The sequence below is a fragment of the Schnuerera sp. xch1 genome (genome assembly GCF_019931165.1).
Lineage (GTDB): Bacteria > Bacillota > Clostridia > Tissierellales > Tepidimicrobiaceae > JAIOUP01.
In genome coordinates this window covers 1-14,608 of the sequence record NZ_JAIOUP010000005.1, presented here as the reverse complement: position 1 = coordinate 14,608, position 14,608 = coordinate 1, and the positions used below count along the sequence as shown (strand labels likewise).

Here is a 14,608-nt window from a genome sequence, read left to right as displayed (position 1 = left end):
CCTCTTTTAATTGATATTATAGCATTTTTCATGGCATATATTTGTATGCTATAATATGATATAGAAACTGTAAAAGACAGATAATAAATTATTAATATAGATAAGTGAAAGGATGTTAAGATGAGTAAGACATTGGTATTAGCTGAAAAGCCCTCTGTAGGTAGAGATATAGCAAGGATTTTAAAGTGTAATAAGAAAACAAAAGGATATATAGAAGGAAATAAGTACATTGTCACTTGGGCATTAGGTCATTTGGTGACTATAGCTGAGCCTGGAGATTATGATAAGAGATATAAAGATTGGAGAATTGAAGATTTGCCAATGTTGCCTTCCCATTTAAAACTCGTAGTTATAAAACAAAGCAGCAAACAATTTTATACTGTTAAAAAACAGTTGCATAGAAAAGATGTATCTCAAATTGTAATAGCCACTGACGCAGGAAGAGAAGGCGAACTTGTAGCAAGATGGGTTATAGAAAAAGCAGGAGTACACAAGCCTATAAAAAGACTTTGGATATCTTCCGTTACAGACAAAGCTATAAAAGATGGCTTTAACAATTTGAAGGATGGTAAAAGATATGAGAATCTTTATGAATCAGCAGTAGCAAGAGCAGAGGGCGATTGGATAGTAGGAATCAATGCTACTCGTGCTTTGACTTGTAAATATAATGCGCAATTATCATGTGGTAGAGTGCAAACACCTACTTTGACTATGATTGCAAAAAGAGAAGAAGAAATTAAAAATTTCAGGCCAAAGGATTATTATGGAATTATTGCTTCTACTAAAAATTTAAAATTGATATGGCAGGATAAAAAATCAAACAGTACAAGAATATTTAACAAGTCTAAGGCTGATAATATTTTAAAGAAGATAAAAGGAAAAGATGCTAAAGTAATAGACGTGAAAAAGACAAATAAAAAGAGTTATCCACCTAAACTATATGATTTAACAGAACTTCAAAGAGATGCAAATAAGATATTTAACTATTCTGCAAAGGAAACCCTTTCTATAATGCAAAGACTATATGAAAGGCACAAGGCATTGACCTATCCAAGAACTGATTCTAGATATATCTCTTCAGATGTAGTGGATACATTAAAAGATAGAGTTAAAGCTTGTAGTGTTGGCCAATATAGCAAAGTAGCATCTAAAGTTCTACAGAGACCAATAAAAGGGAATAAATCCTTCGTAGATAATAGCAAGGTATCAGATCACCATGCCATAATTCCAACAGAAGAAAGGGTACTTTTAAGTGAATTAAGTGATAAAGAAAGAAAGATATATGATTTAGTAGTAAGAAGATTTTTAGCAGTACTATATCCTCTTTTTGAATATGAACAGACTACCATAAAAGCTAAAATAGATGATGAAACCTTTGTTGCAAAAGGTAAGAATACTATAAACATAGGTTGGAAGGAAGTCTATTCAAATAACTATGAAGATGATAAGGAAGATGATATATCTGAGCAGAAATTACCTGTAATAAATAAAGGAGATACTTTGAATATAAATTCCATTCAACAGACACAAGGTAAGACCAATCCACCATCACCATTTAATGAAGGTACACTATTATCAGCTATGGAGAACCCTATTAAGTATATGCAGGGAGAGAGCAAAGACCTAATTAAAACCATAGGGAAAACAGGTGGAATAGGTACTGTAGCTACAAGGGCAGATATTATTGATAAATTATTTAATACGTTTTTAATTGAAAAAAGAGGAAAGGATATATTTATTACTTCCAAAGGTAAGCAACTATTGGACTTAGTACCTGAGGATTTAAAATCACCAGCTTTAACTGCTGAATGGGAACAGAAGTTAGAAGCCATAGCCAAAGGAGAACTTAATAGAAAATCTTTTATAAATGAGATGAGAAATTATACTAAGACTATTGTAAAGGATATTAAAAATAGCGATAAACAGTATAGACACGATAACCTAACAGGAGCAAAATGTCCTGAATGTGGTAAATATATGTTAGAGGTGAAGAGTAAGAAAGGGAAGATGTATGTATGCCAGGACAGAGAATGTGGATATAGGAGAAACATTTCAAAGATAACCAATGCCAGATGCCCTAAATGCCATAAAAGATTAGAACTGCGAGGAGAAGGGGAAGGGAGAATATTCACCTGTAAATGTGGCTATAGAGAAAAACTATCTTCATTTAATGAGAGAAAGAAAAAACAAAAGGACAAAGCTACTAAAAAAGATGTAGCTAAATATATGAAAAAGCAGAAGAAGATGAGCAATGAACCAATTAATACTGAGTTAGCAGATGCTCTTTCTAAGTTGAAATTGAAATAGGACAAGAGTTTAGGCTTGAAATAAGAAAATAATTCAAGCCTAAACTTATCCTTATACCCTATTTTTATTGTCAATTGTTCCTCGGTATTTCCACATAGAAGGATACCCCTTTTTCTTCATTCTGAACCCAGATCTTTGCATCGTGAAGAGTTATAATCTTTTGGACAATCGCCAATCCTAAACCAAATTTTCCTTCTTTTCCCTTATTAAACTTAGTAAAGAGTGTGTCTATTATTTCAGGTTCTATACTTTGGCCATCATTCCAGAATCTAAGTATAATGCTACTGTCGTCCTTTGTAGATAATGATATAAGAATCGTATTTTTAGCATATCGCATTTGATTATCCAATAGATTTTCTATTGCTACTCTCCACTGTTCTATATCTCCATTGATATTTGTAGCAGGGAGTTTTAATTGCCAATCAATATCAATTCTGTTCCAAGATAGTCTTTCTACCGTATCCCTAATCAGCTTATCTAAGGGGAAATTTTGATTAGTAATATCCTGGGTATTTAGATAATCTAATTTTGTTATATATAGTAGATTTTTAATGCGCTTTTCAAGCCTTTCTGCTTCATCATCAATCACTTTTACAGAGCAATCTAAATCTCCTTTTGGGTAAATGCCATCTCTAATGGCTTGTGAAAAGCTACGAATAACCATAACAGGGGTTTTCAATTCGTGAGATATATCTTGTAAGAAGGTTTGTTGCATTTCCTGCTGATAGATTAATTGATTTCTAAGTTGGTCTATTGATTCTCCTAATTTTCCTATTTCATCTTCCCTATCTACATTTACAGGCTCATTCCATTCATAGTTTGCAAGCTTTTTAACTCGTTTTTCTAAGCTGACTAATGGTCTAGACAAATGTTTGGAAAGTAAGATAGCAGGTATCCAACTAAGTATAAAGACTAAAAACATGACTAGGAGTAACCTTTTAAATAGACTTTGTACCATATCCTGTCTATATGAATCCCACATATATGAAACCAAGTATACATCTTGATTTAATGTTTTACCTTTGGTTATTACATAGAATATTTTCTCATCTCCAATGTTTCCGCTATATCGTTGGCTACTACTTTCCTGTAATTGTGCTTGATTTCTGACATCATTTGCAAATTTCACCGAAAGTGGTAATGAACTCATTATTTGGTTTTCATTATAAATAAAAAAATGGTTAACGGTTCGAATGTTTTCTAATGTTTGTCTTGAATCCTCCGATTCTTCAGATTCCAAAAAATCTCTAAGATAGGGTAAATCATATCTAGCGAACATTAAATTTTGAGCAGATTCAATTGTAGCGTATATTTCCTCAGTAAAGAAATCTCTTAGAGTCATTGGAAGTATTATTGACAATATTATCGATATAAACAACGTAATAGCTGCAAAAACAATCCAAATCTGAACGGATAAAGGCTTATTTTTCATTTTCATGATTTAATCATCCTATAACCATATCCATATATGGTTTCAATATTTAATTTTGGCATTTTCTTACGCAATCTTCTGATCAAATCATCCACCACCCTATCTGTTCCAAAATAGTCGTCATCCCATACATATTCAAGTATTTGTTCTCTTGATAATGCTTGATCTTGGTTTTCTACAAGAAAAGATAGAAGATCAAATTCTTTAGATGTTAGATCAATTGATTTATTGTTTATTTTAACTCTTCTACTCTTTTTATCTATTACGTAAGGGGCTATATCTTTGACTTGAGAGTTTGATCCGTATACACGTTCCAATAATTTTTTAGATCTAATAATCAATTCTCTTGGGAGGAAAGGTTTAGATAGATAGTCATCGCTACCTAATTCCAAACCCAAAACTCTGTCTATATCTGCATCTCTTGCTGAAATAAAGATTACAGGAATATTTGGAGATATTGACTTTATTTTCTTTATAATTTGGTATCCATCTATATCGGGTAGCATAATATCAAGTATCCATAGATCAGGAGGAGTATTAACTAAATTTAGTGCATCTTCACCAGTAAAAACAGAAGATACTTCCCATCCTTCCTTTTTTAAATAAGTAGTTAAAACCAAATTCAAGTTTTTGTCATCTTCTACTAAATATATTTTAAAGCTCATATATATCTACCCCTTGAGATTAAATAATATTATTCTTATAATTAATTATATCAAAAAGTATATCATCTTTCATGAACTCCATATAAAACAATTATGTGAAATTGTAAAAAAGATAGTACTATAATTTCACAAAAACCCATATTTTATTTATATTATTTTCACAATCATTTATTAATATGATGATGAAGGTAAATATTAAAGGAGGCTTCAAAATGGATGATGAAAGAAGAGATCCTAAAGATACAATGGAGATAGTCGAAGGTATTGATACAGAGTATAAAAATGTTAATGAAGAAGATAATTCTATATATTCAAAAGATAGTCATAATAACATAAGAAAAAAATCAAAAAGAAAAAGAATCTTATCTTATCTAATTGTAGCTTTAATTGCATCACTAATTGGAGGATTGATATCTTCGTTTATAGTGATGAATTATTTACATGAAGGCAATTTACCAGATTCTGAACAGGGCAACCAGCCTTATGTAACAGGTAATGATGCAAATAATGATAACCCAAATGCTGTATCTGTAGCAGCTCAAAATGCTATGAGCAGCGTTGTTGGTATTACTGCAGTGGAAGTTCAAAAATTTGGGCCATTACAACAGGAGGTAGATGGAGTAGGATCTGGGGTCATAGTAAATAGCAATGGTTATATACTTACAAATGCTCATGTTGTTGCTAATGGCAATGCAAAGGAATTAAAGGTATTGTTTGAAAATGGTGATGAAAAATCAGGTAAGGTTTTATGGCATGATGCAGTATTGGATTTAGCTATGGTTAAAGTTGATGCAAATAATTTACCAGTTGCTACATTAGGAGATTCAGATAAACTAGAAGTAGGTGAAACTGCTATAGCTATAGGTAATCCTTTAGGACTAGATTTTCAAAAGACAGTAACTTCTGGAATTATCAGCGGACTTCATAGATCTATAAATGCAGATGGAAATGTTATTGAGGATTTAATCCAGACAGATGCATCTATTAATCCTGGAAATAGTGGAGGACCTTTAGTAAATAGTAGAGGAGAAGTAATAGGGATAAATACAGCTAAAATCAAATCAGGTGAAGGATTAGGGTTTGCTATACCTATAAATACTGTAAAACCAATAATAAAACAGGTAATTGAAAAGGGAGATTATAAGACTGTATTTATGGGAATAACAGGTGTAGAAGTTGAATTATATGAAAGACAGTTGGGAATAGATTTAGCAGCAGATAAGGGAGTAGTTATTATTGAAACAGCACAAGATTCTCCGGCAAGTAATGCAAATCTAAAGAATGGAGATGTAATAACAAAGATTGATGATCAAGATATTGAAAATATGAATCAGTTAAAGAAATCGCTTTATAAATATAAAAAAGGAGATAAAGCTAAATTGACAATTATAAGAAATGGCAATGAAGAAAAAGTAGAAATAGAGTTTAATAAATTGAAATAGAATTAGCCTTCTATGCCTAGGCATAGAAGGCTTTTGTTTTACCTATTTTAATCTCTTTAACAATTCAATTAAATAGTCATATACTCTCTTTGTGGATGAAATACTCAATTTTTCTTGTGGAGTATGGACATCGTACATATTTGGACCAAAGGAAATGATATCGAGTTCAGGATATTTTTTGGCAAATACACCACACTCAAGCCCTGCATGGATAACTGTGGATTTCATCTCTTTCCCAAACATTTCTTTGTAAAGAGTTAATGCTGTATCCCTTAATTTTGATTCAGGATTATGTTCCCATTCTGGGTATTTACCTCCGATACTATATTCAGCGTTTGTCTTATTTATTTCCTTTAAAATATTTTCACGCAATTTAATCAATACGCTATTAGAGGAACTTCTAGTTGATACTTGAATGATTATATTATTTTCTTCTGTTTTAATTATAGCCAAATTACTTGAACTTTCTACTACTACCTCGTTTTGAGGTATTTTTGTGTATACTCCTGTTGGAATATTATTAATGAGTAAAATAATGGAGTCGAAAATATTTTTACTTAGAACCTGTGAAGCAGAGCTATCTTTTGTCGCGATAATTTCTATTTTTGGTTCTTTAGTTTTATAAGTATCTATAGTTTTCTTTTTTATTTTTTGAAATTCTTCATTAAAATTAGAAATGTCTTCAGATTTTACTGCGATTGTAGCTACGGTTTGCCTTGGAATTGCATTGTCTTTAGTTCCTCCTATTATTGATATCAGTTTAATATCCATGTTGTCTTTTATTGCTTTTAATATATCGTTTAGAATCTTATTGGAATTACCTCTTGGTTTATCAATTTCCATACCAGAGTGTCCGCCTATTAAACCACGAACTTCTATGTTGATTTTAATGGAGTCGGATACCTTTTCATATTCTGCAGGAATTTTTATTTCGATTAATTCTCCTCCAGCAGATCCAGTTACAAGGATCCCTTCTTCTTCTGAATCTATATTTAGAAGCTTAGTTCCTCTTAATATATTTTCTGATAGTCCTAAAGCTCCATCCATTTCAGTTTCCTCGGCTGTAGTGACTAGTAATTCTATACTAGGATGTTCTAAAGTAGTATCTTCGAGGATGGCTAAACCCATGGCTATAGCGATTCCGTTATCTGCCCCTAAGGTTGTTCTATTTGCATAGACATAGTCTCCGTCTATTTGCAATTCTATCGGATCCTTAGTGAAATCATGCTGAATATCGTCTTCCTTTTCACATACCATATCCATATGTCCCTGTATAATTATTCCTTCGGAATTTTCATATCCTGTAGTAGCGGGTTTTCTAATTATTACATTAAGAAATTCATCTTGAATTGTTTCAAGTCCTAGTTTTTCTCCAACACTTTTAATATAGTTACTGATTTTTTTCTCGTGATTGGAGCATCTAGGAATTTGTGATATCTGTTCAAAGTAGTAAAATACTCTCTTTGCTTCTAATCCTTCTAATATGTTCATAGTAACCTCCATCATATTTTTAAATTTTGATAATGTTTATATTATTACTGTTTGCAATACAAGCATTAGAATTGCAAAAGCTCCTATAATTCCCATTAATGGAAGTATAAACTTCAACCACTTATCATAGGTTACATCTACTAGTTCCAGAGTTGCTAAAATTAACCCTGTTGGAGTGATGAATGACATCCAGCCTTGACCCCAGTTATATGCAGTTACTACAATTTCTCTGGATAATCCAACTGTATCCGCTAAAGGTGCCATTATAGGCATTGACAATACAGCTAGCCCTGATGAAGATGGTATAAAGAATCCTAATATACTAAACAATAACATTTGTACTGCGGAGAAAAGGCCACCACTCATACCTTCAACAGCTGATGATGTATAGTTGAGTAATGTATCAGAAATCATTCCATTGTCCATCACTATGTTAATTCCTCTTGCAACACCGATGATAAGAGCTACTCCTACTAAATCTGCAGCACCTTCTATAAATGTATTAACAGAATTTTTCTCTGAAAATCCCGATAAAAACATAATTATCAAGGCCACTGCTAAGAATAGTGCTGACATTTCTGCAAACCACCAGTCTCCTGAAGATACTCCCCAAACCATTATTGGGAATGCTCCTAGGAATACCAATAGTATTAGAATTCTTCTCCAATTAAATGGTACTACTTTTTCAGCATCATAATCTTTTAAGAACCTATTTTCAATTCTTTTCATATCGTCATATACCAGAGAGTTCTTTGAATCACTTTTAATCTTTTTAGCATATCTATAGATGTAAACAATTGTTATTAATGATGCTAACACTAAACCTATAATACGAAATGTAAGTCCCTCGCTAAAAGAAATTCCAGCAGCATTAGATGCTATAACTACTGAAAAGGGATTCACAGTTGAAAACATGGTACCAACAGACGAACCCATATATATTGCTGCTATACAAACTATTGGATCATATCCAGTTGCTAAAAATATCGGCATCAATACAGGATATAATGCTATAGTTTCTTCAGCTAATCCAAATGTGGTACCGCCTAGTGTAATCAATGCATAGACTGCTACTATTAGTAAAAATTCCTTTCCTTTAGTTTTTCTAGATAGAGTTGCAATTGCTGCATCAAAAGTACCAGTTTTATTTATTAAACCAATTATTCCTCCAAGTATAAGCACAAAGATCATAATGTCTACTGAGTCCATGACTCCTTGTATTGGAGCCATTATAACATCAACTAGCCCTTGTGGTGATTGTTCTATTTGTTGATAGGTATCTGGGACAGCGATAGGTTTTTTAATACTGCCATCTAAAAAACTTTCAACGTTCATTCTAATATTTAAGCTGTCTAATGTTTCTTGGGTAGCAGGGAGGGTACTGATTTCTCCATTATCATCTTCAATTAAGAAAGCATTTTGTTCTGCATCATATTCTAATTTAGTATAAAGTCCTGCAGGTACAATATAAGTTAATATTGCAGCTAAAATCAAAATAATAAACAGAACTGTAAATGCTGTAGGAAACTGAAGACCCTTTTTCTTCTTTTGGTTCATATACTATCCTCTCCTTATTGTAAATTTTTGCAATAATTTAAATATTTATCCAGTACCTTATATAAAAAGAACTCTATGATTTGGAAGTGATAAATACCATTGTTAAATTGAAAGTAATATTTACATTTTAACATTATGAGTTTGATGTATCAATATTGATATCTAAGAATTCTATAATCATATATTACCCATATATATCAAATGTATTAACTATTTTTAGGACAACAAAAGACACTTGAACTTTTTTCAAGTGTCTTTTGTTTGAATTATTTTTTCAATTTTACTAGATTGGTGAATAAGTGTTTATTTTGCCTTAACTTGTTTTCATTTCCTAATACACATAGATAATTTTTTTCCATAGTGTCTTTAAGAAGTGTTGCAAATTTTTTAATATCCTTAAGTTGAGTATTTAATACCTCTTCTCTGTTCGTTTGAATATCCTCTTGGGTTACATTTGAAATATATCTATTTGTAGCTGTTTGCCCTTTAGCGTGAGGAGTCATAGCTGGTTCTAGACGGCTTATTGTACCAATTATAAAAGTGGTAAGTTCAGAATCATTCATATTCAGATTTTCTATATAATTTACCATATTATCGTATGCATTAACAGTATCCTTAAGATTAGGATCCCTATAAGAGTAAGTGGTTACGTGACCTGTTCTATCGATATTTATACCTGCTCCATACGCTCCTCCTTGAGCTCTTATCTTGTTGTGAAGGTATTCTCTACTTAATAAAGTAGATAACACTGCTAAACTACCATTATAACTGTATCCTAGCTTTTTAAAATTATATCCTTTAGATACATATTGGACGTTGGCCGATGATAAAATACCTTCATTTAATTTTTCTTTCGTGAAACTGTATTCTTTAGGTTCAAATCTATCGATATTGAGTTTATCTATTACTACTGGTAAATTATCTCTCATGAGTTTGAAATCATCCGCATCTCCTGTAAAACTAACTATCAAATTATTAACATTAAATATTGTGTTATATACCTTATTTAGGTTTGATAAAATTTCTTTACTATTGCTATCAAAGTTATTAATTATATCACTTAAAAACCAATAGAAATCTAATCCTTGTAGTTGCTCAGAATATTTACTAGAAGATGTATAATATGATCCTACCCTTCTTGCAGCTACAGAATGGCCATTATTAAATATAGACATTTCGATTCTTGATTTCATTTGCTGAAATAATTCTTTGATTCTTTTTTTATCTTCAATTTTTGATTCTGTAATTAGTTCAGAGATAAGTTCCATCAATTTAGGTATATTATCTCTTATGGCTTTACCTTTAACTATAAACTTAGGGTAATATATATCAGCATTATCTTTTTCTACATAAGCATTGGCTTGAAAGTTGATGCCGCCAGTATTTACATAGATATCATTAGATAGCTGAGAATATGGTTTATTCTTTGTGTCTATTTCGCCAAGAATTCTTGATAATAGATTGATATATGGGATTAATTCTTTATCTATTATACTAGTGTCAAAATAAAAATCTACATAAGCAATTTTGCTTGTAAAGATATCATGATTTAATAATGTAAAAGTTTTTTCTTTAATTACTTCCTGAGGAATAACTTCAGCTTTAGGATTCACATCTGATATAGACAGCTTTGGTATTGTAGATTTATCTTCTGGTGAATCATCTGTTACTTGCATTTCTCTTAATTTATTATTATTATCAATTAAACTATGAATTTCTTCTTCGGATAAAGATTTCTTATATTTATTTAATTTTTCTTCCACAAGTCTTTCTTTTTCTTCCCCTAATCCTTTTTTTGGATTTATTATAACTAAGGAGCTATGAGGATTGTTGATAATATGTTCTTGTATAAATTTTTCAAAGTAATCAGTATCAACCTTTGATTTGAGTTTACTTATTGAGTCTTCGTATTGAATATGAGTTACAGGGTCTCCATCATAAAGCCAGCTATCCAAGGACAAGATATTATATGTAATACCTTTGGAAGCAAATCCTGATGCTTCTCTTAAATCATATTCAATTATATTAATACAAGCTTTGATTAATTCCTTATCAATTCCTTCTTTTGTTATTTTATTTAATGTGTCGAATACTACTTGTTGAAATTCTTCTTTTTTATCTTGTGATACATTTTTTGCAACTATTCCAAAACCAGGCTGTAATCCACCTGTGGTTATTGAAAATATATCCTGACCTATTTCATTATCTATTAATGCTTTTTTTAGGGGAGCTGCTGCAGATTCTATTAATAGTTGGCCTAATATATTTGTCATTAGATAAGTTTCTGAGTCAGTGTTCTTCCCCAATACAAAGTTAAGGCTTAAATACGAACGATTTTGTTCAGATTCATCTGCAGAAATAGGATAATAGGCAACTACTTCCTTTTTTGATGTAAAAGGTTTCTGCATTTTGATATTCGAATCTACTTCTGTTTTATCGAAGTTTGACAAGTAATTTTCATCTATATGTTTAAGCTGTTTTTTAATATCTCCGTTTCCATAAAGATATATATAGCTATTGGATGGATGATAATGTTTTTTGTGAAAATTCAAAAATGCTTCATATGTAAGTTCTGGTATTATATCTGGATTACCTCCAGAAGAATATCTATAACAGGTGTCTGGATAAAGTGATTTATCTATATTCTCACTTAAGATTCTTTCTGGAGATGAGTAGGCGCCTTGCATTTCATTATAGACAACACCTTTATATCTAATTTTCTCATTTTCATCAAATATTTCATGATGCCAACCTTCTTGCATAAATATTTCAGGTTTTTCATAAATCTTTGGATAAAGTACTGCGTCTAAATATACATCCATTAGATTAAAAAAATCCTTTTCATTTCTGCTTGCTACGGGAAACAAAGTCTTATCACTAAAGGTCATAGCGTTCAAGAATGTTTGCAGTGAGCCTTTTGCCATGTCCATAAAGGGTTCTTTAGTTGTATACTTTCTAGAACCAGATAGAACGCAATGCTCTATTATATGAGGTACCCCTGTATTATCCGATGGTGGAGTTCTAAAACCTATAGAAAATACCTTATTATTATCATCATTTTCTAAACTCAATAGTTTCGCACCAGTTTTTTCATGATGAAAAATTCTAGCTGTTGATTGTATTTCCTTGATTTCACGTTCATCCACAAGATTAAACCCATGGTAAGTTTTATTGATCTCGAAATCCATGAAATTACCTCCTAAAAATATTGTAATATCAAAAATAGCATAAATAAAAAAGACATATGCATTATATTATGTGAAAAAATTATTATTTTTATGTATTGATTTAACCTCCTTTAAGTTAATTTTAGTTATATAGTAAGATATCACGTTTTCCATTAGTTAAATTATAACAGTTATGAAGCATTAAGTCTATCAAAGTGCGTATGATTTAATTATTGGATTTATGTTATAATAGGTGCAGTAGTATTATTAAAAGGAGATAAAAATGGAAGTACATAAAGCGTTGAAGAAATATTTTGGCTATGATCAGTTTAAAAAAGGGCAAGAAAGGTTAATCAAAGGTACCCTTAATGGAAAGGATGTATTAGGGGTGATGCCAACTGGTGGGGGAAAGTCACTTTGCTATCAATTACCTGCAATTTTAATGGAAGGTATAACTATAGTTATTTCACCTTTGATATCTCTTATGAAAGATCAAGTAGATTCACTCATTGAAATGGGTATACCAGCTACCTATATAAATAGTACACTTAGTCAAAAAGAACTAAATATTAGATTAGATAATATAAAGAAATATAAATATAAAATAATATATGTAGCACCAGAAAGGTTAAATACATATATATTTTTAAATTTAGCAAGGAATATTAAAATTTCTATGGTTGCGATTGATGAAGCTCATTGTATAAGCCAATGGGGACACGACTTTAGGCCAAGCTATTTAGAAATTCCAAAGTTTATCAATTCTTTAGATAGAGAACCTGCAGTTTCTGCATATACGGCAACAGCAACCAAGGTCATAGTAGAAGAAATAAAGACTTTAATAGGATTGAAGGATCCAATTGTATCTGTCATAGGCTTTGATAGGCCCAATCTATTTTATCAAGTTGTAAAAGTAAATGATAGATTTAAATATTTGAGAGATTACCTTGACAATAACTTTCAGGGAAAGCCAGGAATAATATATTGTTCTACACGTAAGACAGTAGAGTCCTTAACTAAAAGACTAATAGAGAAAGGAATATCTGCTATAGGATACCATGGCGGAATGGATGCTGATACAAGACAAAAAAATCAGGATAATTTTATACATAATAGAGTTCAAGTAATCGTTGCAACTAATGCTTTTGGATTAGGCATAGATAAACCAGATGTTAGATTTGTAATACATTATAATATGCCACAAAACATGGAAGCTTATTATCAAGAGGCAGGTAGAGCTGGGAGGGATGGACAACCCAGTGAGTGTATACTCTTTTATTCTCCTGGAGATATTGTAAAACAAAAACTTCTAATTCAAAAAAGTACTTATTCGTCCAAGCGAGAAAAAATGTTATATGAAAATCTTCAATATTTAATAGACTATTGTAACACTAATGATTGTCTGAGAAACAGCATATTATCTTATTTTGGTGAAGAAATACAAGATAATAGATGTAATAATTGTGGCAATTGTTTAAGCGAATCGGAAATGGTTGATATTACAATAGAAGCTCAGAAGATATTATCTTGTATATATAGAGTTAAAGAGAGATTTGGAGTCACCGTAGTGGTTCAAGTATTAAGGGGTTCCAGAAATAAAAGGATTCTACAGTCGGATCTGACCAAGATTTCTACCTATGGCATTATGAAGGAATATAAGGAGGATGTATTGAAGGAAATAATTATGACTTTAATATCTATGGACTATATACATATGACGGCAGATAAGTATCCAGTTTTAAAATTGACTTCGCTTTCTGGCCGAGTATTAAAAGGAGAAGTAAAAGTATATCATAAAAAGGATTTATTGGAATCAAAATCTAAAACCAAAACAAGAAAGGTAAGTGCAGATTATATAGAGATTAATTATAATAGTGATTTATTTGAGAAACTGAGAGAATTAAGATATGAATTGGCTCGAGAAAAGAATTTAGCTCCGTTCATGATATTTCATGATTCATCCTTAAAAGAAATGGCAACATATTTTCCACAGGACAAAGAATCCTTTATGAATATAAAAGGTATAGGGTTAAGAAAGTATGAAAGCTATGGGAAACGATTTATTGAAATTATTAGAAACTATTGTGAGGAAAAGGAAATAGATACTTCAAATATTGAAGTGATAGAGAAGAAAGATCCAATAAAAGATAATGATATAGATAGATATCAATTAACATATGAATGCTATTTGGAAGGATTAGCGTTGCAGGAAATTGCAGATAAAAGAGGGTATACTGTAAGTACAATAATTAGACATTTAGAAAAATGCATAGAAAGAGGGCAGATGATAGATTGGTCTAGCTTTATAGATGATTCAACGAAGGAAGAAAGAATACTAAAGGTCATAGAAGAAGTGGGATTACAAAGACTTAGGCTAATAAAGGATATGTTACCTGATGATATATCTTATGAAGATATAAGAATAACAATTATAAAGAATAGATTAAATAAAGGGGCTGTTTCAAAATAGAAAAGCCCAAAAAAGTAAAACAGGTCTTAGAGCGCTAGCGCTAAGACCTGTTTTTTAGTATAATTTAATACTATGAA

8 protein-coding genes are annotated in these 14,608 nt (G+C 31.1%); 3 read left to right on the top strand and 5 right to left on the bottom strand.

All coding sequences use genetic code 11. From position 1 onward, the window contains the following. The first annotated feature begins 120 nt into the window (after positions 1-120). A complete protein-coding gene (locus tag K8M07_RS05485) occupies positions 121-2,307 on the top strand; it encodes a DNA topoisomerase III (protein ID WP_223376897.1) in 2,187 nt (728 codons plus the stop codon). A gap of 70 nt (positions 2,308-2,377) precedes the next feature. On the opposite strand, the gene K8M07_RS05480 is transcribed toward K8M07_RS05485, so the two are convergent. Both K8M07_RS05480 and K8M07_RS05475 read right to left on the bottom strand, forming a co-directional pair. Next, positions 2,378-3,745, bottom strand: coding sequence for a sensor histidine kinase (locus K8M07_RS05480; RefSeq protein WP_223376896.1), 1,368 nt, complete (start codon positions 3,743-3,745; stop codon positions 2,378-2,380). Next, a complete protein-coding gene (locus tag K8M07_RS05475) occupies positions 3,742-4,404 on the bottom strand; it encodes a response regulator transcription factor (RefSeq protein WP_223376895.1) in 663 nt (220 codons plus the stop codon). The genes K8M07_RS05480 and K8M07_RS05475 overlap by 4 nt, the downstream gene beginning before the upstream one ends. Before the next feature lie 212 nt (positions 4,405-4,616). Between K8M07_RS05475 and K8M07_RS05470 the strand changes: the two genes are divergently transcribed. After that, a complete protein-coding gene (locus K8M07_RS05470; RefSeq protein WP_223376894.1) occupies positions 4,617-5,846 on the top strand; it encodes a S1C family serine protease in 1,230 nt (409 codons plus the stop codon). Between the two features lie 42 nt (positions 5,847-5,888). Here the strand turns inward: K8M07_RS05470 and K8M07_RS05465 are convergent, their stop codons facing one another. The 3 genes from K8M07_RS05465 to K8M07_RS05455 all read right to left on the bottom strand — a co-directional run bounded on the left by K8M07_RS05465 (position 5,889) and on the right by K8M07_RS05455 (position 12,082). Beyond that, the gene (locus tag K8M07_RS05465) at positions 5,889-7,337 is read right to left on the bottom strand and encodes an aminoacyl-histidine dipeptidase (RefSeq protein ID WP_223376893.1); all 1,449 of its coding nucleotides are present in this window, start codon (positions 7,335-7,337) and stop codon (positions 5,889-5,891) included. Positions 7,338-7,373: 36 nt separating this feature from the next. Continuing rightward, positions 7,374-8,894, bottom strand: coding sequence for a YfcC family protein (locus tag K8M07_RS05460; protein WP_223376892.1), 1,521 nt, complete (start codon positions 8,892-8,894; stop codon positions 7,374-7,376). A 266-nt stretch (positions 8,895-9,160) separates the two neighbouring features. Continuing rightward, positions 9,161-12,082, bottom strand: a complete 2,922-nt coding sequence (locus K8M07_RS05455; RefSeq protein WP_223376891.1) for an insulinase family protein — start codon at positions 12,080-12,082, stop codon at positions 9,161-9,163. Positions 12,083-12,344: 262 nt separating this feature from the next. Between K8M07_RS05455 and recQ the strand changes: the two genes are divergently transcribed. Beyond that, positions 12,345-14,531, top strand: a complete 2,187-nt coding sequence (recQ, locus tag K8M07_RS05450) for a DNA helicase RecQ (RefSeq protein ID WP_223376890.1) — start codon at positions 12,345-12,347, stop codon at positions 14,529-14,531. Positions 14,532-14,608: the final 77 nt, after the last annotated feature.

Excerpts from the sequence above, each read along its gene's own strand:
- K8M07_RS05485 (WP_223376897.1), top strand. The coding sequence starts at position 121 with ATGAGTAAGACATTGGTATTAGCTGAAAAGCCCTCTGTAGGTAGAGAT.
- K8M07_RS05480 (WP_223376896.1), bottom strand. The coding sequence starts at position 3,745 with ATGAAAATGAAAAATAAGCCTTTATCCGTTCAGATTTGGATTGTTTTT.
- K8M07_RS05475 (WP_223376895.1), bottom strand. The coding sequence starts at position 4,404 with ATGAGCTTTAAAATATATTTAGTAGAAGATGACAAAAACTTGAATTTG.
- K8M07_RS05470 (WP_223376894.1), top strand. The coding sequence starts at position 4,617 with ATGGATGATGAAAGAAGAGATCCTAAAGATACAATGGAGATAGTCGAA.
- K8M07_RS05465 (WP_223376893.1), bottom strand. The coding sequence starts at position 7,337 with ATGAACATATTAGAAGGATTAGAAGCAAAGAGAGTATTTTACTACTTT.
- K8M07_RS05460 (WP_223376892.1), bottom strand. The coding sequence starts at position 8,894 with ATGAACCAAAAGAAGAAAAAGGGTCTTCAGTTTCCTACAGCATTTACA.
- K8M07_RS05455 (WP_223376891.1), bottom strand. The coding sequence starts at position 12,082 with ATGGATTTCGAGATCAATAAAACTTACCATGGGTTTAATCTTGTGGAT.
- recQ (WP_223376890.1), top strand. The coding sequence starts at position 12,345 with ATGGAAGTACATAAAGCGTTGAAGAAATATTTTGGCTATGATCAGTTT.